17 protein-coding genes and 1 pseudogene are annotated in these 20,371 nt (G+C 40.6%); 3 read left to right on the forward strand and 15 right to left on the reverse strand.

The window, feature by feature from the left end; all coding sequences use genetic code 11:
* Window positions 1–393 (forward strand): DDE-type integrase/transposase/recombinase (locus BO26_RS11560; RefSeq protein ID WP_036771507.1); only part of this gene is annotated, 393 nt, incomplete at its 5' end.
* A 262-nt stretch (window positions 394–655) separates the two neighbouring features.
* Here BO26_RS11560 and pssA read toward each other — a convergent pair.
* The 3 genes and pseudogenes from pssA to BO26_RS22120 form a co-directional block, all read right to left on the reverse strand.
* Window positions 656–2,011: a CDP-diacylglycerol--serine O-phosphatidyltransferase gene (gene pssA, locus BO26_RS11570; RefSeq protein WP_036771511.1), complete on the reverse strand. Its 1,356-nt coding sequence runs from the start codon at window positions 2,009–2,011 to the stop codon at window positions 656–658.
* A 163-nt stretch (window positions 2,012–2,174) separates the two neighbouring features.
* Window positions 2,175–4,817, reverse strand: a complete 2,643-nt coding sequence (locus BO26_RS11575) for a bifunctional acetate--CoA ligase family protein/GNAT family N-acetyltransferase (protein ID WP_036771513.1) — start codon at window positions 4,815–4,817, stop codon at window positions 2,175–2,177.
* Between the two features lie 67 nt (window positions 4,818–4,884).
* Window positions 4,885–5,317, reverse strand: a pseudogene (locus BO26_RS22120) (DTW domain-containing protein).
* Between the two features lie 138 nt (window positions 5,318–5,455).
* On the opposite strand from BO26_RS22120, the gene BO26_RS11585 reads away from it, so the two are divergent.
* Window positions 5,456–6,472, forward strand: a complete 1,017-nt coding sequence (locus BO26_RS11585; protein ID WP_036771516.1) for a tRNA/rRNA methyltransferase — start codon at window positions 5,456–5,458, stop codon at window positions 6,470–6,472.
* A 45-nt stretch (window positions 6,473–6,517) separates the two neighbouring features.
* Here BO26_RS11585 and emrB read toward each other — a convergent pair whose 3' ends face one another.
* The 9 genes from emrB to proV form a co-directional block, all read right to left on the reverse strand.
* Window positions 6,518–8,059, reverse strand: coding sequence for a multidrug efflux MFS transporter permease subunit EmrB (emrB, locus tag BO26_RS11590; RefSeq protein ID WP_036771576.1), 1,542 nt, complete (start codon window positions 8,057–8,059; stop codon window positions 6,518–6,520).
* Window positions 8,060–8,075: 16 nt separating this feature from the next.
* Window positions 8,076–9,254: a multidrug efflux MFS transporter periplasmic adaptor subunit EmrA gene (emrA, locus tag BO26_RS11595; protein WP_036771518.1), complete on the reverse strand. Its 1,179-nt coding sequence runs from the start codon at window positions 9,252–9,254 to the stop codon at window positions 8,076–8,078.
* Window positions 9,255–9,492: 238 nt separating this feature from the next.
* On the reverse strand, window positions 9,493–10,017 hold the full coding sequence (gene mprA, locus BO26_RS11600; RefSeq protein WP_036771520.1) for a transcriptional repressor MprA: 525 nt from the start codon (window positions 10,015–10,017) through the stop codon (window positions 9,493–9,495).
* Window positions 10,018–10,146: 129 nt separating this feature from the next.
* Window positions 10,147–10,485: an L-valine transporter subunit YgaH gene (gene ygaH / locus BO26_RS11605; protein ID WP_036771521.1), complete on the reverse strand. Its 339-nt coding sequence runs from the start codon at window positions 10,483–10,485 to the stop codon at window positions 10,147–10,149.
* Window positions 10,482–11,237: an AzlC family ABC transporter permease gene (locus tag BO26_RS11610; protein ID WP_051690960.1), complete on the reverse strand. Its 756-nt coding sequence runs from the start codon at window positions 11,235–11,237 to the stop codon at window positions 10,482–10,484. The genes ygaH and BO26_RS11610 overlap by 4 nt, the downstream gene beginning before the upstream one ends.
* Window positions 11,238–11,333: 96 nt before the next feature.
* Complete coding sequence (locus BO26_RS11615; RefSeq protein ID WP_036771523.1) at window positions 11,334–12,542, reverse strand: MFS transporter; 1,209 nt, start codon at window positions 12,540–12,542, stop codon at window positions 11,334–11,336.
* Between the two features lie 254 nt (window positions 12,543–12,796).
* Window positions 12,797–13,801, reverse strand: coding sequence for a glycine betaine/L-proline ABC transporter substrate-binding protein ProX (gene proX / locus BO26_RS11620; RefSeq protein ID WP_036771524.1), 1,005 nt, complete (start codon window positions 13,799–13,801; stop codon window positions 12,797–12,799).
* Between the two features lie 166 nt (window positions 13,802–13,967).
* The gene (gene proW, locus BO26_RS11625; protein ID WP_036771525.1) at window positions 13,968–15,053 is read right to left on the reverse strand and encodes a glycine betaine/L-proline ABC transporter permease ProW; all 1,086 of its coding nucleotides are present in this window, start codon (window positions 15,051–15,053) and stop codon (window positions 13,968–13,970) included.
* Window positions 15,046–16,245 (reverse strand): glycine betaine/L-proline ABC transporter ATP-binding protein ProV, encoded by a 1,200-nt coding sequence (proV, locus tag BO26_RS11630; protein WP_036771526.1) that lies wholly within the window; start codon window positions 16,243–16,245, stop codon window positions 15,046–15,048. The genes proW and proV overlap by 8 nt, the downstream gene beginning before the upstream one ends.
* A 303-nt stretch (window positions 16,246–16,548) precedes the next feature.
* Between proV and BO26_RS24870 the strand changes: the two genes are divergently transcribed.
* Window positions 16,549–16,749, forward strand: a complete 201-nt coding sequence (locus BO26_RS24870; RefSeq protein ID WP_036771527.1) for a hypothetical protein — start codon at window positions 16,549–16,551, stop codon at window positions 16,747–16,749.
* A gap of 90 nt (window positions 16,750–16,839) precedes the next feature.
* Here the strand turns inward: BO26_RS24870 and nrdF are convergent, their stop codons facing one another.
* The 3 genes from nrdF to nrdI are packed head-to-tail and all read right to left on the reverse strand — an operon-like array spanning window position 16,840 to window position 20,369.
* Window positions 16,840–17,799 carry a class 1b ribonucleoside-diphosphate reductase subunit beta gene (gene nrdF / locus BO26_RS11640; protein ID WP_036771529.1) on the reverse strand — a complete coding sequence of 320 codons (960 nt, stop codon included), beginning with the start codon at window positions 17,797–17,799 and terminating at the stop codon, window positions 16,840–16,842.
* A 21-nt stretch (window positions 17,800–17,820) separates the two neighbouring features.
* Window positions 17,821–19,950, reverse strand: coding sequence for a class 1b ribonucleoside-diphosphate reductase subunit alpha (nrdE, locus tag BO26_RS11645; RefSeq protein WP_072023248.1), 2,130 nt, complete (start codon window positions 19,948–19,950; stop codon window positions 17,821–17,823).
* Window positions 19,947–20,369, reverse strand: a complete 423-nt coding sequence (gene nrdI / locus BO26_RS11650) for a class Ib ribonucleoside-diphosphate reductase assembly flavoprotein NrdI (RefSeq protein ID WP_072023249.1) — start codon at window positions 20,367–20,369, stop codon at window positions 19,947–19,949. Before nrdI ends, nrdE begins: the two co-directional genes overlap by 4 nt.
* Window positions 20,370–20,371: the final 2 nt, after the last annotated feature.

Genomic DNA, 20,371 nt, shown 5'->3' on the forward strand with positions numbered 1-20,371 from the left:
ATGTCATCAACGGCAGACGCAGAGCTGGTTTGTCGGGCATTGCGTCATGCACTGGAGATACGCAGGCCGGAAAAGCGAGTGGTATTTCATTCCGATCAGGGAAGTCAATACAGCAGTAAGCGTTACCGACAGTTATTATGGAGAGAAGGGGTCATACAGAGTATGAGCCGACGCGGAAACTGTTGGGATAATGCCCCTATGGAACGGTTGTTCAGAAGTCTGAAGAGTGAATGGATACCGGAAGGGGGCTATCCGGATGAGATGTCGGCAAGGTGTGATATCGGCCAATGGCTGATGGGTTATTACAATCAGTGCCGTCCTCACCGCTTTAATAATGGCGCTACCCCGGTAGAGAAAGAGGAATTCTGGAAAAAGGCTAATAATGTGTCCTAAATTTAGTGGGCCACAACAGTTTTTGGGTCTGCACCAAAACTTTGCTCCTGGAACAGGCTTCTCGTCAATTTCTTATCCAGAATTCGGGTTAATTACTACGCTATTTAATCCTAAAAATCTAACTTTGGATTTATGTGCGTTTGAATATTACTATTATTTAAATGAAATTAAGATTTATTAAATTAAAACGAGATGACAAAAAAATCCCCTGAAGTTATTTGCAACAGAGGATTTATAACCATAATTAGCTTTATCGATTCAATTATAGGATACGACTAATCAGTCTATCGACTCGGATGCGGCGTAAACGACGGATAAGTTTACGTACTTTGACTGGATAAAGCTGGATACTGTCTAGTTTCTGATAATTGCTAATAATCGTAGTGTGAGTACGGATATAGCTTAATTCTTTTGTACGCTGTTCTTGCATTTCTTCATGAGGATCATGGATAAGAATTGCATTTTCTAAATCTAGTCCCCAGGCACGAGGATTAAGGTTATTTCCTGTAATCAATTGCCATTGATTATCCACCCACACACCTTTCAAATGATAGCTATTATCACCATCTTTCCATAACCGTACAGTCAGTTGATCGTTGTCAACATAGCGTTGTAGTCTGCTGACAAAACGACGTAGATTGATTTCATATAGATATGGTAATGCACCGATAATTTTAAATGGTTCTTCGGGTGGAATATAAAAATCGTTGGCCGTTTTATCGCCAACAATAATTTCCACTTGTTTACCTCGACGAAGAAGATGAACAATCTGCCGGACAATAACTGCTGGAAGGTTAAAATATGGTGTACAAATAATGAGTTTCTGTTCTGTACTGGCGATCAGATGGTTGATGGTTTTATTAAGAAGGTTTTTTTTCCCTAGACCAGAAAGTGGAGTGACAGATAATTCATCGTTTGTTGCTTGGTTATTGATCTGATATGTAGTGTGTCGCAGAGAAAAACGAAGTTGACGGATCAGATTTTTAATTTCAGGACTACGAGGACGATTTCTACAGTCCAGTTTCTGTACAGCTTCTGCGGAGAAAATGTGATTATCAACAAACTGTTTCATTACTTCTGCAAGTTTTGCATTGTGAAGCAAATGGTAGCGATCATAACGATATTTATTATGTTGGTGGAGATAAACATCATTAATGCTTGCTCCGCTATAAACTACAGTATTGTCAAAGATAAAACCTTTTAAATGTAAAACACCTAGTGCTTCACGGGTATTTATTGGTACACCTAATATTGGGATTTTTACGTCAGGATATGCTTCTGCCATAGAGCAATACCAATCGGCATTAGTTGCCATCGCAGTAGCACCAATTCGTCCACGTTGTGCCCGATGCCAATCGACAAAAACTTTAATGTCTAGTTCGGGGCGTTGTTGTTTAGCTGCATAAAGTGCATTAAGGATATCTTGCCCTGCGTTATCATTTTCCAGATAAAGGGAGATGATATAAATATGTTTTTCAGCGTTAGCGATTTTTTCCAGCAGGGTGCTGCGGAACACTTCGGGTTGATAAAGTGTTTTAACATCAGCAACTGACTGAGGTAGCTTAGGCAGTTGTGCAAGGTGTTGTTGATGTTTAACTTGTTTGAATTTGGACAACATCACAGTGCGTTTTTTCTCTTATGTTAGATGGCTGAAATACCACTATATAAAGCGATGAATCAAATGATCTGGCGATAATACCATTAGTCTAGCTAATTGTGAGCATGATTTAACGCTTTGCTCTCTAATGATCCAAGTCTGTGCGATTCATCACGTAGTTGATTTAAAGTTCAAGGGCTAAGTTTACAATGCCATCCTCAAATTGAACATCTATAGTAAATCCTAGTTTCTTAGCTAGTTTTATCATAGTACGATTTTCTGGCATGGTAATAGCGTTGAGGCGGCTTATGCCATATTCTCGCGTATAATTAATAAGTTTGACCATAAGCTGATGCCCAAGAGTAATCCCTTTTAAATCAGAACGTACCAGTACAGCGAATTCTGCTTCGACATTATCGGGGTCAGCTATGGCACGAGCAACACCGATAATTTCCGGGCTGTTTTTAGGGTGATGCACGGCAACAAATGCCATTTCACGGTCGTAATCAATTTGAGTCATGTTTGCCAGATCGTCGTGTGTGAATTCGCTAATTTCACTGAAATAGCGGTAATAGAGATCTTCTTTAGTAACCTGGCTGATAAAATCTTTCAGTAATGGTTCATCTTCTGGCAGAATCGGACGCAGAAGGCATTCTGTACCACCTTTCAGTATTATGGTTTCTTCTAGTTCGCTTGGATATGGGCGGATAGCTAATCTGGTTCTTGGATCACCTTCTATCGAAGATAATTCCATTGAAACATCCAATAGTGTGAATTCATTACCAGAAGCCAGTAAAGGATGAATGTCTAATCGTATAATTTGTGGGCAATCAAGTAATAGGTTAGACACCTGAACCAAGAGTCGGCTGAGAGCCAGCACATCTAAGGATTGAGGAGAACTCCTTAGCTTAATTTTTCTACTTTTAATGGCTTGAATAACCAAATATCGAGCTAGTGCCATATTAAGGGGGGGCAATGCAACAGCGGCTTGTGTTTCCTGTAACCATTCAACACCACCTTCTCCTAGCATAATCAGTGGACCAAATACTTCATCTTGTTCTACTGCAATTCGCAATTCTTGTGCTCCGGCACGATTTGCCATGCTTTGAACTAACAGGCCCTGAACTCTTGCTTGTGGAAAATTCTGGTTGACACGTTCGATAATTGCTTGAGCAGAAGCCCTGACCTCATCCGCATTTCGTAAGTAGAGCATAACTCCCTGAACTTCTGATTTATGTGGGATATCTGGGGAGCGTAACTTTAGGGCGACAGGATAACCAATCTGTTGAGCAATGCTGACTGCCTCATCGCTGTTATGAGCAATCCATGTCGGGAGTGTATTGAGACCGTAGGCTTCCAGAATAGGTTGAACTTCATGAGTATCTAGACGAAAATTCCTTTGTTCCAAGGCTTGTTGTATGCACTGGTGAGCGCGAGCTGTATTGGCAGTGATATTTGCTGGTAATGCTGGTGTTTCTGTTAATTGCTTCTGGTTGCGGCGATATTCCACCATATGCATAAAGGCAGTCACAGCGCCTTCTGGGGTTCGGTAAGTTGGAATACCGGCTTCACTGAACAGACGGCGGGCTTCTTGTGACGAATATTCACCACACCAGTTGGTAAAAATAGTTAGCCATTTTCCCCGTGGGTGTTGTCGGATTGTTTCAATCACTTTAGTGGCTGTCTGAATGCCGGGAGCAATCGCGCTAGGAGAGTGAATAAGTAGCAAGGCATCATGGTCGTGACTATCCAACAACGGTTTTAGTGCTGCGATATAGCGTTCCACTGTGGAATCATCTCTTAAATCCAGTGGGTTATGTAAGGCAATAGTTTCTGGTAATTGTGTTCTTAATGTGTTCGTTACTTCTTCTCCTAACGTCGCTAATTTACCGTTACGACGGAATAATTCATCCAGGGCCATTGCTGCCGGGGCTGCACCATTACTGACGATAAACAGCCGTTCTCCTCGTAAAGGTGACATATAACTTAATGTTTCTACAGCAGAAAACATTTCATGCGTATCTTGTACCCGTAATAACCCTGCTCTCTGAATAGCTGCGTCGTAAGCAGCATCTAGGTTTTGTTGCTCACCAAGTAATTTCTGTGCCTGCTTGGTTCGACCACTTTTAACCACCAGGATTGGCTTATTGCGAGAAGCACTTCTGGACGCTGAAAGAAAGCGACGAGCATCATGAATATGTTCTAAATAGAGCAGAATGGCACTGGTTTTACTGTCACGAGCCAGAAAATCAAGCAGATGGTCAATATCGATATCTACACTGTCGCCCAGCGCTATAAAATAGGAAAATCCAACTCCTCGGTGCTGTGCCCAGTCAAGAATGGTATTGGATACTGCTGCGGATTGAGAAATGAAGGCTAACTTCCCTTTAAGTATTGGAACCGGAGAAAAACTGGCGTTTAGTCCTTGCCAGGGAGCTAATAATCCCAAACTGTTTGGCCCAAGTAGTCGGATACTGTAGTTTTGGCAATACTGTTTTAGTTCAGCAAATTGGGGTTTTGGTGAAGAAAGAATAATAACTGTTTTACAACCTCGTTGTCCCAATTGCTCCAGACATTGTAAATTGCGGCTATGATGAGTACAGATAACAGCTAAGTCTGGTGTAATAGGTAATTTGTCTATTGAAGGATAGGCTAAAACCCCTTGAACGGAACTTTTATTCGGGGTTATCGGTAGTATTGGCCCAGCAAATCCTCCTGCGAGTAGGTTACGCATCATAACTGAACCAGCTCGTTCTGGTTTTTCTGAGGCACCAATTACAGCAATGGATTTAGGGCGTAATAAAGCTTCAAGTCCGCGCTGGCTCATCAGGAGGTTCCTTAATTAGCAATTAATGTTGACAACTGTAGCGGATTTCGCCAGCAATTGCTGTGATTTACACTTCTCGATGATGGGGTTTACCTGCCAGATATTGCTGATGGAAATAACTAAAATGGGTAAGCAATTGCTGAGAAGCCGTTATGTCTCTAGCTTTTTCCAGAATGATTGCTGCCACTTCCGCAGTACAGTGTTGTTCTTCTCTGGCTGACATCCGTAATAAATAATTTGTTTTTGCAGTACTGTTGATGGATAACAATGGAATATTGTCCAGATAAGGACTTTTTACTGGGCTTCATTGGCTCGGTATCAAACATGATAAGGCAAAAGCGGCTGGTAGCATTTGCCGGTTTAATTGTATCGCACAAGCCGTTTTTCCGTATCAGCAGGTAGTAAGAGCATCGTTCTATACGACAACCTCGGGCACGAAAGGGGCGCGTGGAGCGAATAAGGCGCTGTTGGTGCAGTTGGACGACAGAATTATCATTCATAAATCAAGAACCTGGGTCCTTTAGGTAAAAAGGCAGGAAAAAATTTAGGGTACATTTTAATGGATTGTGGTTGTCAGAGGTAGCTTACTATGCATACATCAGGTAATCTTCGCGCCCATAAAGTAGTTGGAGAAACGAATGAACGATTCATATAGTGGTAAAAATGGCAAAGTCAAAGTGATGTATGTCCGTAGCGAGGACAAGAATGATAGCCGCAGTAGTAATAAACGTCCGTCAGGCAAAGGGCGCGATCAAGGTCAGCGTCGTTGGGACAATGAGCGATCATCCCGTTCTCCGCGTATTACTGAGCGTGAAAGATCGCCCTGGAAAACAGTTTCACGTCCTGAGAGTGATTCTCTGGTGCGAGAGCATGATGGTATTAGCGGGAAAAGTCAGATTAATCCTGAGCAGCTCCGTCGTCAGCGAATGGAAGAAACCCGGATTTATGGCGAAAATGCGTGTCAGGCGATGTTTAAGAACCGATCTGAAGCGATAGTTAGAGCTTGGTTTATTGAGTCAGTGACACCTCGTTTTCGTAATGCTTTGAAATGGATGGCTGCTAACCGCAAAGCTTATCATGTTGTGGATGAAGCTGAATTGACAAAAGTGTCAGGCACTGAGCATCATGGTGGTGTCTGTTTCCTGATTAAAAAACGTAGTGGTTTGGATGTAGAAACTTACCTTAAAGATGCTCCGGTAAAAGATTGTGTTTTGGCTCTTGAAGATGTGGGTAATCCTCATAATATTGGCGCTATTATGCGAAGCTGTGCACATTTTGGCGTACAGGGAGTCGTTTTGCAGGATGTAGCTTTGTTGGAGTCTGGTGCGGCTATCCGTACAGCGGAAGGAGGTGCTGAGCATATTAAAGGCATTGATGCTGATAGTCTGACGGCTACACTGAATAAATTTCGCAAAGCCGGTTACACTATTGTGACTACATCTAGCCATAAAGGGAGTACCGATTTAGCTAAAGCTGAATTGCCAGGAAAAATGGTTTTGGTACTTGGTCAAGAACGTGATGGCCTGAGTGACAGTGCTTGGGAACATGGTGATATGAGTTTGTTCGTTGGTGGTACAGGTTTGGTTGAAAGCCTGAATGTTTCTGTTGCAACTGGCATTATGCTGGCTGAATGGTGGCGACAGAATAAAGCTTGATTGTAAAAGCGGGAGCGGTGGTGCTCCCGTTTCGTTATTTAAGATTCAGTGAGCTCCGCTAATACTCTCTTTACTTCCTTGTGTGAATGGCGGTTTAGCCAGCCAGACAAGTATGATCAAAATCAGGAATACGCTGGCAGAGAGCCAGAAAATTTCATTTGCTGAAATTATGAGTCCCTGATGGGTAATCTCTTTTGCCAGATAAGCAGAAATTTGCTGGTTATTCATTCCTAGTGCCGATAATTGTTGATAAATCTGTTGAGTATCAAGGCTATAAGGATTGATATATTCAGTAAAATGAGAGTGATGCATGGATTCGCGCTGAGTCCACATGGTTGTCGTTATTGATGTTCCTATTGACCCAGCCAGTGTCCGAATGAAATTTGATAGGCTGGATGCTGATGCTACCCGTTCTGACGGTAAACCGGAAAGGATGATGGTTGTTAATGGCATAAAAAAGCAAGCAATGGCAAATCCCTGAATAAACTGAGGCCATGCGGAAGCGGCGAAATCCATGCCTGGTTCGAACGTATATGCACGCCAATAATAACAAACAGCGTAAACAATAAAGCTGAATGTCACTATGTAACGCATATCTACTCTGTCGCTGAACTTACCGATTAGCGGAGATATTATCAACGGTAATAACCCTACTGGTGCAGCGGCAAGACCTGCCCAGGTTGCAGTATAGCCAAACACTTCTTGTAATAACTGAGGCAACAAAACGATTGTGCCAAAGTAGAGTAGATAGGCCAAACTTAAGCAGAAACAGCCAATAGTAAAATTGCGTTCTTTAAATAGTGACAAGTCAATAATCGGATGGTCATCGGTCAATTCCCATACTGTCAGGAATATCAATGTGATTACGGCTATCACCGCCAATACAATAATTTCTGTAGAATTAAACCAGTCCAGGTCTTTTCCCTGATCCAACATGATCTGTAAACAACTCACCCCGATAATTAGCAATAGGAGTCCTACTGTATCGATAGGTTTGATTTCTGTTTGAGTTTCACGTCCTTTTAGCGTTTGCATGGCAATTAAAATAACCACGATACCAATAGGAACGTTGATGAAGAATATCCATCCCCAATGATAGTTATCACTGATATAACCACCCAGGATAGGACCAAAAATCGGGGCGACAATAATAGTCATTGACCATAATGCCAGCGCCATATTTCCTTTGGCTGGTGGATAATTATGCAGAAGTAGGCTTTGTGAAAGAGGAATAATAGGACCTGCAACTAATCCTTGAATAACCCGAAAGAAAATTAACATTCCAAGACTGTTGGAAATGCCACATAGCCAGGAAGATATAGCAAATAAGGCTGTTGACCAGATAAATAGTTTAACTTCACCGATGCGTTTTGCTAGCCACCCAGTAATTGGGATTGAAATCGCGTTAGCAACACCGAAAGAGGTAATTACCCAAATCCCCTGAGAATTTGATGATCCCAGATTACCTGCGATAGTGGGTATTGCCACGTTAGCGATTGTAGAATCTAAAACTTGCATAAAAGTTGCCAGGGATAACGCAATAGTCATCCATGCAAGTTTAGCGCCTGTAAGCGGCTGTCTTGTCACTTTGGCCTCCGGTATATTATTTTCCAGCATTATTATTAATTATGTCGGTGACTATTTTATTTGCCGGAGACATATCTATTGTCAGAGCTGTTGTTTGATAAGCTGATTTAGTGCGTGTTTGGTTTGATAAAACTTGTCCATCAGAATGGGCGGTATCTACCCTTACTTTAGTAGATAGGCCGATGCGTAATGGGTATTTCTCTAATTGTTCAGGATCCAGTTCAATGCGGACAGGTAAGCGTTGAACAACTTTGATCCAGTTGCCACTGGCATTTTGAGCAGGCAATAAAGAGAAGGCACTTCCTGTACCCATATCAAGCCCCGTGATTTTGCCATTAAATATTTTGTCCTCACCGTAAAAATCACTAGTAATTTCTGCGGGTTGACCAATACGCATGTCGGCGAGCTGAGTTTCTTTAAAATTAGCTTCAATCCACATATCGTATGCTGGGATTATTGCCATCAGTGGTGTATTTTTATTAATTTGTGCACCAATTTGTACACTGCGACGTGAAACATAACCATCAATTGGGCTGACTATTTTAGTGCGTTGTAACGCTAACCAGGCATTGCGAACATCCGTTGCAGCTTGTTCAACTGTGGGTTGTTTTTCTAAAGGAGTATCCAGAATAATTGCTTGATTGGCGTTATATTGTTCGATGGCGACATCTAATGCAGCTTGGGCGCTTGTAACAGCTTCTCGTGCATGTTGCAATTCTTCTTTACCAATGACTTTCTGAGCACCAAGTATTTCACGGCGGCTGAGATCACTTTGGACTCGAGTTAATTCAGAGCGGCGCAGGGCAATATTAGCCAGATATTGTTTACTGTTAATCATCCGCTGATGAGTTTGGCGGACACTACTGGCGAGAGCAGTTTTTGCTTTTTCCAGAGCTAATTCTGTATCACGGGGATCGAGTTGTACCAACACACTACCGCTTTTCACAAAATCCGTGTTATCGAAGTTAACAGTAATTACACTGCCAGCAACTTGCGACATGATTTGAATTTGGTTGCCTGTAACGTAGGCGTTATCTGTTTCTTGATGATGGCGTAAAACGATAAACCAATAAAAAAAGTAGGCAACACCAAGTAAGCTAAAGGCAAGGGTTAGTAACACTAAGGCGCGACTTCGCTGTCTTTTTTTGCTACTGTTCAGGTTTTGTGGTGCTTGCACTTCCTCATTTGCACTCATAGTAAATCTCCGTGCTTGTTATTTTCTTCCGGTAACTACCGTCTTTTAGGATCACTTTTCCAGTAGCGCTATATCATCACTACTGGAAAGGTGAATTACACAGAGTCCAATGTTATCGAAGAATAAGAGTTAGCTCTTTGCAGAATAGATCATATTGGCTAACAAGAAAGTTTTTTCGAACGATTTGACCAGGAAAGTGTTACTTGGTTAAAAAGAGTTCGATTAAACAACAAGCTGTTTATTTGATACAATCGCCCATTGTATCAAGTTTGACTAATAATTTTCTCATTAACTTCTCTAACTGTTTTTGTTCCTCCTGGTCAAGACATGACCAAAGTCTTCTTAAGCAATCATGTTGAGGTGGGAGCAAACTATTTAAGAATTTTGTACCTTGCTCTGTCAGGTGAAGGTGAAGACAGCGGCGATCGTTATGACTTTCTTTTCTTTCAATCCACTCCTGCTTTTCTAATTCATCAGCGATACGAGTGGCGTTAGTACGGGAAGAACCTAAAGCGGCACTGAGTTCTGACGGCTGAATACTGTGGCTTTCTTTAGTATCAAGGATCATCAGGGCCATGAACAAAGTTTCATTGATTCCTTGAGCTTTCAACATATTATTACGGTTTTCAAGCAACTTACTTTGGACGTGCATTGATAACCTAGTCAACAGGATCTCTTGATAAGGGATATCTTTATTTAATTTGGCTTGCTGTGCTGCACGAATATTCAGTAATTCTTCGGTAGGCGTAAACGAACTTTCCATTATTTAGATACCTTATTAGTTTCAACTGGTAAGATAACTTTTGTTATCAAACATCCAAATGGTATATTAAAAGATAAATTTAGCAATTGTAGTTATTTATTATCATCATATTTCTTTTGATATTGATACCTAATTCATAAATATTTTGAATGTTAGTCCAAAAAGTAGAGCACCTAATAGAGTTGCGAGTATAATTTTCTTTGTTTTGTAGAAAACTAAGCAGATAGTTAGAAAGCCCACCAAGGTAGGAAGTAGCTTCTGGTTATCTTTCATTACATCAGGTACGCCGGAAACGATCAGTAAAGAGCAAATGGATGCGATGCCAATACTATCGAGAATGATGCTTACTTTTCCGCCTTGTCTGCCGACAGATTGACGTGCTGTACCAAAACGTAATGGTAGGTAGCGGAATAAAAAATTAGCTAATCCAACGAGTAGCCCAATGAGCAGAATTTTACTGTCAATCATGGTGTTTCCTTTTGGTCAGAAATGCTATTGCAACTTCTTGGTTGTAATAACGCAGCAATACAACCACCGACAATACCTGCCAGAATGGCAATAGGGATTGAGAAAAATGTAATCCCCAATAGTGCTCCGGCCAGAGCTGCTACAACACAATAGCTATTTTGTTTTCTGCAAGATGCAAGAAGGAAACTCAAGAATAGCGCTGGTAACATAAAAGTCATGGCCGCTTCTACTGCGGGGTAGGATTCCAGATAACCGTTGCTAAGAAATGCGCCTGCTGCGGTACCTATGACCCAGGCAAGCCAGGAGCAGATCGCAATAGCAACCATCCAATTTTCACTCCAACTACGCTGATTCTTAATCAGTTTTGCTGTGGCTGCGGCAAAAACTTCATCTGTCAGGCCAAAAGCCCAGATAAGGGTTTTTTTCTCTGTTAATTTATCTTTGATACGGTGCCTTAAAGATGGACCATAAAGAATGTGGCGAACATCCATTGCCATTATTGTCAGGGCAGAAACCCATAACGATGTACCCGCACTCAGTAAGGCAGTAATAACGAATTGGCTTGCACCGGCATAGATGATGCATGAAAAGAAAATGGCTTCTATTGGATTAAAGCCTAATTTAATAGCGTTAAGACCAAAAGCAAAAGCTACAGGTACGTAGCCGATAACAATTGGCAGGCTGTCTATTATTCCATCAGTAAAAGATGATTTTTTAGCGGATAAAGGCATTAAGCTGTTAGGAATAGGCATAGAATATACATCTGGTTATATAAATGTTATGTAACATAACAAAATGGAATGGAATAGAAAATATTATCCATACTAAATGTTCTGCAAATATTTTTATTAAGTACCACTTGTTTCCTGCGGCGTCTTTGGTTCATGTTTCTTGCCCAAAAACCATACGAGCAGGTTAATTACACAAATAGCCATTCCTGCGGCAGTAATACCATACCAACCTAAGTGTTTATAAGCATAACCTGCAACCAGGGAGCCAAGAGCACCACCAATAAAATAACTGGTCATATAAGCGGCAGTCAGTCGATTTCTGGCTTCTGGCATAATGCGGTATATTGTGCTCTGATTAGTGACATGTACACCTTGAATAGCAATGTCGAGGATCAAAATGCCAATTAGGAAGCTAATCAATGATTCTTTGGCAAAGCCAATTGGTATCCATGAAAGAAGTAATAATATCAGAGCGATGCTGGTGGTTAGAGAACCTTTTCCTTTATCGACTAGTTGTCCAGTTCTGGTTGCCATTAGTGCTCCGGCAGCACCGACTAATCCAAATAAACCGATTACTCCTTCAGAATAATTAAAAGGAGGGGCTGAGAGCAGAAATGCCATTGGTGTCCATAAAAGGCTGAAAGTGGCAAATGTCAGCGCTCCCAATATGGCGCGTACTCTTAGAAGAGGGGTTGTAGTAACGAGTTTTACAATAGAGCCAAGTAATTGGAAGTAATTAAGGTTAGTGACTTGCTTATAACGAGGAAGATAGCGCCATAATGTCAGGGAAAGGGTTACCAGTAAAATGCTAGCAATCCAAAAAATAGTTCGCCAGCCACCGAGAGTAGCCATTGTTCCAGAGATTGTTCTTGCCAGTAATATTCCAAGTAACAATCCTCCCATAATTGTACCGACTGCTTTTCCTCGCTGATGGGGAAGAGCAAGTGTTGCGGCCAGAGGGATCAACAATTGGGCAACTACTGAAAATAAGCCAGTTAAGGCAGTTCCCAGTAACATCTGCCAGATATTTTGCGACATAGCGGTAATTATCAAGCCGATAGCAGCTAATATGGTCATCGAAACGATCAGACCGCGCCGTTCAAGCATGTCCCCTAATGGCACCAGAAAAATCAGGCCAATGGCATAGCTCAGTTGAGCTGAAGTAACAATAAAGCTTGCTTCGCTGGCCGTGAGGTTAAATTGTAAAGCGATAGTATCAAGTAGTGGTTGCGCATAGTAGTTACTGGCAACAACCAAGCCTGTGGCAACCGCCATCAGAGCAATTAAAGCAGGGCTTAACGGTGTACGGGAAATATTTTCTTCCATAGTTAGGTTTTCTTACGTTTAAACGGTAGGTTAAGGGGAGAGAGTAGACAGCTCATTAAAGTAAAGATGTCAGTAATTACGTACTAAATTTCTCACATTGTAATGAGCTTTTATTATTAGATTCAATGCTAAAACAAAGGGAATGATGGGGTGAATCCCAAAAACAATAATTGAGCTGACCAGTTTGGTATAAGAGAAAATAGAATGGAGAAATAGTGAACTGGCATAGACCAATTCACTATGGTATTCAAGTGTTAATTATTTGTATTTTTGGCTTCAATGGCAGTTTTAACCCAACCATCAAATAATTTCTGATGAGCTTTAATCCAACCATTGGCATGGCGTTCGATATCTGCTTGTGATGCTTCACCATTATGCATCCGCAGGTTTTGGGCGTTAATATCAGCAAGCGGCATTTTCATAATAGAAAATAGCTTGGCTGCTGACGGGTTATCTTCTGCCCATTTTTTATTGGCGGCAATATGCATAATACTTGGAGGGAAGCCATAATTTGCTCCATTTGGTAACTTCGTATCTATTTTTTCACTGTTAGGCATAGCCGAGAAAGGAACTTGCAGCCAGATAACATCTTTACCCGGTTTTAGCACATCACTAATCCAATAAGGTGTCCATGTGTAATATAGAATAGGTTTACCTTCTTTATAACGGGCAATTGTATCCGCCATCATGGCTGCATAGTTCCCTTGATTATGTTCAACACTATTACTTAGGCTATACGCTTTGAGGTGATGATTAATTGCGGCTTCGCAGCCCCACCCAGGATTACAGCCGGTGAGATCCGCTTTACCATTGCCATTGGTATCAAATAATTTGGCGATTTTCGGATCTTTCAATTGAGCAATATTGGTAATGTTGTATTTTTCCGCTGTTTTTTTGTCGATTAAGTACCCCTGTGCAGAGTTTTCCACGTAGTTACCAACGCGGTAAAATTTGGTGTCACCACCCGCTGCTTGATATTGGTTGTTGTGCAGCGGTTCCCAACTTACTGCTATAAAGGTTGCGTCGCCAGAAGCGATAGACGAGTAGGCAACGTTGTAGTCTACTTCTTTGATTGGTTTGACGTCATAGCCAAGTTTTTCCAGTGCTTTATTAACGATCAGTGTCTGGAATGTTTCTTCGGTGATAGTACTTTGTACTGGTTGTACGCTGATACCTTTACCGGGTAATTCGGTAGCGGATATCTGCGGACTTATTAGTGATGATAGGGCTACTACAGCCCAGATGACTGTTTTGTACATAGAGTTACCTTCTGTTGTAATAATTATATACCCGTCATCTTTCAAGTTGCCTCTTTGTTGGCTGCACTCACTCACCCCGGTCACAGAGTTATCTATGCTCCCAGGGATTCGCTTCCTTGCCGTCGCGATCCATCTTGAAATCCATAGGGTATATGTTTATTAAAAATTACGCTTTTTTGCTCAACAAGCGGATAATTAATCCAGTTGGCCCAGTGCTATACCAGCGATTTGTCCCCTTAGTGCGGCTGTCACGACCGAGAGACTGAGTGAGACGGTCAAGGAGAATCGCAAGAATCACGATCCCGGCTCCCCCCACAGCGGCAAGTCCCATATCAAGACGACCAATACCCCGTAAAACCATCTGCCCTAAGCCACCCACGGCAATCATTGAAGCGATAACAACCATTGACAGGGCTAACATCAGGGTTTGGTTTATTCCAGCCATAATGGTTGGCATAGCCAATGGTAGTTGTACTTTAAACAGCATTTGGCGAGGACTGGCACCAAAAGATTCGGCTGCCTCTATCAGGTCTGCTGGAACCTGCTTGATACCTAAAATTGTTAGACGGACAATTGGAGGCAGAGCAAAGATAATAGTGACGATAACTCCAGGTACGTTGCCGATACCAAATAGCATAACAATAGGAACCAAATAGACGAATGCGGGGGTAGTTTGCATTGCATCAAGTAGAGGCCGGATAATTTTTGCTGCTTTTTCGCTGCGTGACAGCCAGATACCAAGTGGTAAGCCGATGATGATACAAAACAGCAGAGATGTCAGAGCTAGTGCCAGAGTAACCATAGCTTCAGACCATGCTCCAATTGCACCAATCACTATTAACGAAGCAAGTGAGGTAATCCCCATCCCAATGCCTGATAGTTGCCAGGCAATCAAGGCAAACAACATGATGGCAATCGGTGCGGGCATTGTTGTTAGAAATTGTTCAAAGCTACTGAGAACAAAATCTATTGGGACACGTATTCCCTGAAATGCTGGCCGAAAATTTAGCACGATCCAGTCAATAGCATGAGTTACCCATGAATCCAAAGGGATAAGTGTGTTCTGGAATGGGTCCATGATATTAAAGTGTTCAGTCGGTACAGTCGTTGCTGGTACATCCAGCCAATCAGAGCCAGCTGAATTTTCAACGCTGGCTTCACTACCCCAAGGATCTGCGTTATTAGTAGAGGAGGAATCGGTATCCCATGTTTCTTGTGCCGGCTGGGGTTGATGTTCGTTTTGATTATTCAATTGATGTCTCCTTGTCTAAAGCTTGCAACAGCATCCCTTTGGAAATAACACCAATGTATTTGTCGTCATCCCCAACAACCGGAACTGCACAAGGTGATTGTGCTACAACAGAAATTAGTTCATTAAGAGACGTATCTGAGGCAACAGCAGTCGGTTTTGCCAATATGGCGTGTTCGATAGATTTTTTTTCCTGTAATGCTTTTTCCAATGAATTTACCGAAACTACGCCTGCGAATTTTTGTCCACGTTCAATCAGGTAACCATAGTTTCTGTCTTCATTACCAAGAACTTTCAATGCAGAACGAGGACCAAAACCTGGTGCAACGTGAAGAAGAGAATCCGGACGACGGCGAGCAACATCTTTAGCGCTGAATACATGGCTGATATCCACGCCACGGAAAAAGGTCCTCACATAGTCATTGGCTGGATTGTTCAGAATTTCATCAGGTGTCCCAACCTGTACAACAACACCGTCTTGCATAATAGCGATCCGGTCACCGATACGCATAGCTTCATCTAAATCGTGGGAGATAAAAACAATGGTTCGTGGCTGATTACCTTGTAGACTTAGCAGTTCGTCCTGCATTTCTGTACGAATTAATGGGTCAAGGGCAGAAAACGCCTCATCCATCAGCAAAATATCAGGGTCATTAGCTAATGCTCTGGCAAGTCCAATACGTTGGCGCATACCGCCAGAAAGTCCATCTGGGTAGGATTGCGCGTAATTTTCCAAGTTTACTTGTTTCAGTGCATCCAGTGCTTTTTTGTGGCGTTCATGTTTAGGGACACCGGCAAGTTCCATGCCAAAAGCACTATTTTCCAGTACATTTAAATGCGGCATTAATGCGAATGATTGGAAAACCATACTGATTTTATTACGGCGAACTTCTCTTAAAGCTGTTTCTGAAATCTCAGAAATATCTTCACCATCAATTAATACCTGACCGAGAGTTGGTTTTATCAGACGATTGAGAAGGCGTACCATTGTGGATTTACCGGAGCCGGATAATCCCATGATGACAAATATTTCGCCTTCTTCAATGGCCAGATTGGCATTTTGTATACCAACAACTAGACCTGTCTTTTCAAATATCTGATCTTTACTCAGACCAGAATTGAGTAATTTGAATGCACATTCTGGATGTTCGCCGAATATTTTATAAAGGTTTTTAACTTCGAGTTTAATTGCCATGAAATAGTTAATTTCCTTTCGATGATTATATAATAATTTTATGCATTATTTGTCTCTGCATGATTCTTTGAAGATATATACCCTAACATACTGAGATAGCATGACAACCCTATGTTAATGTTTATTAATCAAAAAGTGCTGATAATAAATTATTAAAAATAGATATATTTGCAATAATATCATTGTAATTAGTCAATTGTTATTGGCAATTTATTCCTGTTGTTAAAACCATAATTTTCTCTATTTTAATGTTATTAAAGAATTTTTCATCTAAATTTGTGTGAATTATCAATCATATTTTTAATGGAATTGATTATTAATCAATGTAGTTTATTATTTTCAGTTGAAATGAAATTTAATTTGAAAAATATTAATTTTTCTAATGTTTTTTTTCTGTTTGAAATGGCAGGGATGGCTTTTTCTGGAAAAAATATCGTAGGAATAGTCGAAAATCTGAAAAATGCCATAGAAAACATAAGGGTTTTATGGCATTTTATCGTTTAAAAAACAGATTTAATAATTTTTCCTGTAAATATTATTATATTATGGCTATCTGGTATTTGAAATATTTTAAATAAAATAAAGTCATTTTATTTAAAAATCCCAATCTTCATCTTTTGTATTAACTGCTTTACCGATAACATACGATGAACCTGAGCCAGAAAAGAAATCATGGTTTTCATTTGCTTCAGGTGATAATGCGGACAATATTTCCGGGCTGACATCTGTCATTTCTGAGAGAAATAGGGCTTCATACCCAAGGTTCATTAATGCTTTATTAGCATTATAATGTAAGAATTTTTTAACATCTTCTGTCCAGCCAACAATATCATAAATATCTTCTGTATATTTAATTTCGTTTTCATATAAATCAAATAATAATGAAAGAGTAAAGTCTTTAATTTCTTTTTTCTCTGAAGTAGGTTGTTTATTTAATGATTGTTGGAATTTATACCCAATGTAATAACCGTGAATAGCTTCATCACGAATAATGAGCCGGATTAAATCCGCTGTATTTGTTAATTTTCCTCGGCTTGACCAATACATAGGTAAATAAAAACCGGAGTAGAATAAAAATGATTCCAGAAAAACACTGGTTACCTTTTTCTTTAATGGATGGCTATCACAGTAATAATTTAAAATAATTTTAGCTTTATTCTGTAATGCAGGGTTGTTTTCACTCCAGTAATAAGCATCATCCACATCAGCAGTCAGGCATAGTGTTGAAAAGATAGAACTGTAAGATCGTGCATGGACCGCCTCCATAAAGCTAATATTGGACATAACAGCTTCTTCATGTGGTGTCATTGCATCTTCCATCAATGCTGGAGCACCAACAGTATTCTGGATGGTGTCCAGCAGGGTCAATCCGGTAAATACCCGAATTGTTAACTTTTGCTCTTCTGCGGTCAGCGTGTTCCATGAGGGAATATCATTAGATAATGGAATTTTTTCTGGTAGCCAAAAATTGGTTGTTAGCCGATTCCAAACTTCTAGATCTTTGTCATCTTCAAGCCGATTCCAATTAATTGCACATATAGGATTGTTAATCATAATAAATTTCCAGTATTAATTTTACAATGAGCATGAAATACAGCCCTGTACTTCTGTACCTTCCAGAGCAATTTGCCTCAAGCGGATGTAATAAAGTGTTTTGATCCCTTTACGCCAGGCATAAATTTGCGCTTTATTAATATCGCGGGTTGTGGCGTCATCTTTGAAGAAAAGTGTCAGTGATAATCCCTGATCAACATGTTGAGTTGCTGCGGCATAAGTATCGATAATTTTTTCTGGCCCGATTTCGTAGGCATCTTTGTAATATTCAAGATTGTCGTTAGTCATAAATGGGGCAGGGTAATATACTCTTCCTACTTTACCATCTTTACGGATCTCGATACGGGAGACAATCGGGTGAATACTTGATGTTGAATTGTTGATATATGAAATAGAACCAGTGGGAGGAACAGCCTGAAGATTCTGATTATAAATACCATGAACCATAACTGAGGTTTTCAATTCAAGCCAGTCTTGTTGATTAGGAATAGTGATTCCTGCTTGTTCAAATAACTGATAGACTTTTTTAGTTTTAGGTTGCCAAGATCTCTCCGTATATTTATTGAAAAATTCGCCGTTGGCGTAACGAGAGTCTTTAAAACCTTTAAAGTAGCTATTGCGCTCAATTGCGATTTGATTTGAAGTGTGTAAAGCATGATAAGCAACGATATAGAAATAGATATTTGTGAAATCTATTCCCTCCTCAGATCCATAATAAATTTTTTCCCTTGCCAGATAACCATGTAGATTCATTTGCCCTAGACCAATTGCGTGAGAATCTTGATTTCCTTTTTCGATAGAAGGCACGGAACGAATGTGACTCATATCTGATACGGCGGTTAAAGCACGAATAGCTGTTTCAATTGAGAGGGCAAAATTAGGTGAATCCATTGTATGAGCGATATTCATTGATCCCAGGTTACAACTAATATCTTTGCCGATATAGCGGTAACTTAAATCATCTTCATATTCACTGGCACTGTTAACTTGCAGAATTTCGGAACATAGGTTACTCATATTAATTCGGCCCTTAATTGGGCTAACACGATTAACAGTGTCTTCATACATAATATAAGGATAACCGGATTCAAATTGTATCTCAGCTAATGTCAGGAAGAATTCACGGGCATTGATTTTTGATTTACCAATGTGTTTGTTATTCACCATTTCAGCATACTTTTCTGTAATGCTAATTTCAGACATTGGCACACCATAAACTCTCTGGATATCATAAGGTGAGAACAGATACATATCTTCGTTGTTTTTAGCCAATTCAAAAGTAATATCAGGAATGACAACACCAAGAGAGAGTGTTTTTATACGGATCTTTTCATCAGCATTTTCCCGTTTTGTATCCAGAAAACTAAGAATATCAGGGTGATGAGCATTGAGATAAACGGCACCGGCACCTTGACGTGCACCAAGTTGGTTGGCATACGAAAATGCATCTTCTAGCATTTTCATTACAGGAACGACACCTGATGACTGATTTTCAATCATTTTTATTGGTGCACCCGCTTCTCGTAGGTTACTGAGTAAGCATGCGACACCGCCGCCACGTTTTGAAAGTTGTAATGCTGAATTGATTGAACGCCCAATGGATTCCATATTGTCCTCAATGCGAAGCAGGAAACAAGAAACTAACTCTCCCCGCTGTTTTTTTCCGCAATTAAGGAAAGTTGGCGTCGCTGGTTGAAAACGGCCACTGATAATTTCATCGACCAGGCGGTAAGCCAGTGCTTGGTTGCCTTGAGCCAGAGTCAGTGCAACCATGCATACCCGATCTTCATAACGTTCTAGGTAGCGTTTATTATCGAAGGTTTTCAGAGAATAGCTGGTGTAATATTTGAATGCCCCCAGAAAGGTTTGAAAGCGGAATTTTTTGCTATAGGCTTGCTGAAAGAGCTTTTTAATAAAAGTAAAATCGTACTGCTCCAATACTTTTGTTTCGTAATATCCCTCCTGTTGGAGGAAATCTAGTTTCTTTTTTAGATCATGGAAAAAGATTGTATTCTGATTTACATGTTGGCGGAAATAATGATAAATGGCCAGTTTATCTTTATCGAACTGAATATTTCCTTCATCATCATACAAATTTAGCATGGCATTTAGAGCGTGGTAATCCTGTTGCTTGTTAATTTTTGAAGTCATGATTGTGTATCCTCTGGTGAGTAGTGTTGCCAAAATCTTTGAATACCACAGCGTACTCGTTGTATATCTTCTTCGGTGCCCATTAACTCAAAACGATACAGGAGTGGTATCTGGCATTTATCCGAAATTATCCGTCCGGCAATGCCGTAAGCTTCGCCAAAATTTGTATTCCCGGCGGCGATAACTCCTCGAATCAGCGCTCGGTTTTCGGCAATATTTAGAAATTGGATCACTTGTAGCGGAACAGCGCCTTTAGCACTGCCACCCCCATAACTTGGTGTCAGCAAAATATAAGGAGAGGTTACGTTTAGTAGGCTTACTGATTTGTCTGCTGGAATACGAAGAGCTGGCATTTTCAATTTTTGGACAAATCTATGGCTATTACCTGATGAACTTGAAAAGTAGACTAGCGGATTCATCT

The organism is Photorhabdus australis DSM 17609 (genome assembly GCF_000711895.1).
GTDB lineage: Bacteria > Pseudomonadota > Gammaproteobacteria > Enterobacterales > Enterobacteriaceae > Photorhabdus > Photorhabdus australis.

What these genes read in the sequence shown, in the direction of transcription:
- pssA (WP_036771511.1), bottom strand. Translation starts at nt 2,011, where the DNA reads ATGTTGTCCAAATTCAAACAAGTTAAACATCAACAACACCTTGCACAA.
- BO26_RS11575 (WP_036771513.1), bottom strand. Translation starts at nt 4,817, where the DNA reads ATGAGCCAGCGCGGACTTGAAGCTTTATTACGCCCTAAATCCATTGCT.
- BO26_RS11585 (WP_036771516.1), top strand. Translation starts at nt 5,456, where the DNA reads ATGAACGATTCATATAGTGGTAAAAATGGCAAAGTCAAAGTGATGTAT.
- emrA (WP_036771518.1), bottom strand. Translation starts at nt 9,254, where the DNA reads ATGAGTGCAAATGAGGAAGTGCAAGCACCACAAAACCTGAACAGTAGC.
- mprA (WP_036771520.1), bottom strand. Translation starts at nt 10,017, where the DNA reads ATGGAAAGTTCGTTTACGCCTACCGAAGAATTACTGAATATTCGTGCA.
- ygaH (WP_036771521.1), bottom strand. Translation starts at nt 10,485, where the DNA reads ATGATTGACAGTAAAATTCTGCTCATTGGGCTACTCGTTGGATTAGCT.
- BO26_RS11610 (WP_051690960.1), bottom strand. Translation starts at nt 11,237, where the DNA reads ATGCCTATTCCTAACAGCTTAATGCCTTTATCCGCTAAAAAATCATCT.
- BO26_RS11615 (WP_036771523.1), bottom strand. Translation starts at nt 12,542, where the DNA reads ATGGAAGAAAATATTTCCCGTACACCGTTAAGCCCTGCTTTAATTGCT.
- proX (WP_036771524.1), bottom strand. Translation starts at nt 13,801, where the DNA reads ATGTACAAAACAGTCATCTGGGCTGTAGTAGCCCTATCATCACTAATA.
- proV (WP_036771526.1), bottom strand. Translation starts at nt 16,245, where the DNA reads ATGGCAATTAAACTCGAAGTTAAAAACCTTTATAAAATATTCGGCGAA.
- BO26_RS24870 (WP_036771527.1), top strand. Translation starts at nt 16,549, where the DNA reads ATGGAATTGATTATTAATCAATGTAGTTTATTATTTTCAGTTGAAATG.
- nrdF (WP_036771529.1), bottom strand. Translation starts at nt 17,799, where the DNA reads ATGATTAACAATCCTATATGTGCAATTAATTGGAATCGGCTTGAAGAT.
- nrdE (WP_072023248.1), bottom strand. Translation starts at nt 19,950, where the DNA reads ATGACTTCAAAAATTAACAAGCAACAGGATTACCACGCTCTAAATGCC.
- nrdI (WP_072023249.1), bottom strand. Translation starts at nt 20,369, where the DNA reads ATGAATCCGCTAGTCTACTTTTCAAGTTCATCAGGTAATAGCCATAGA.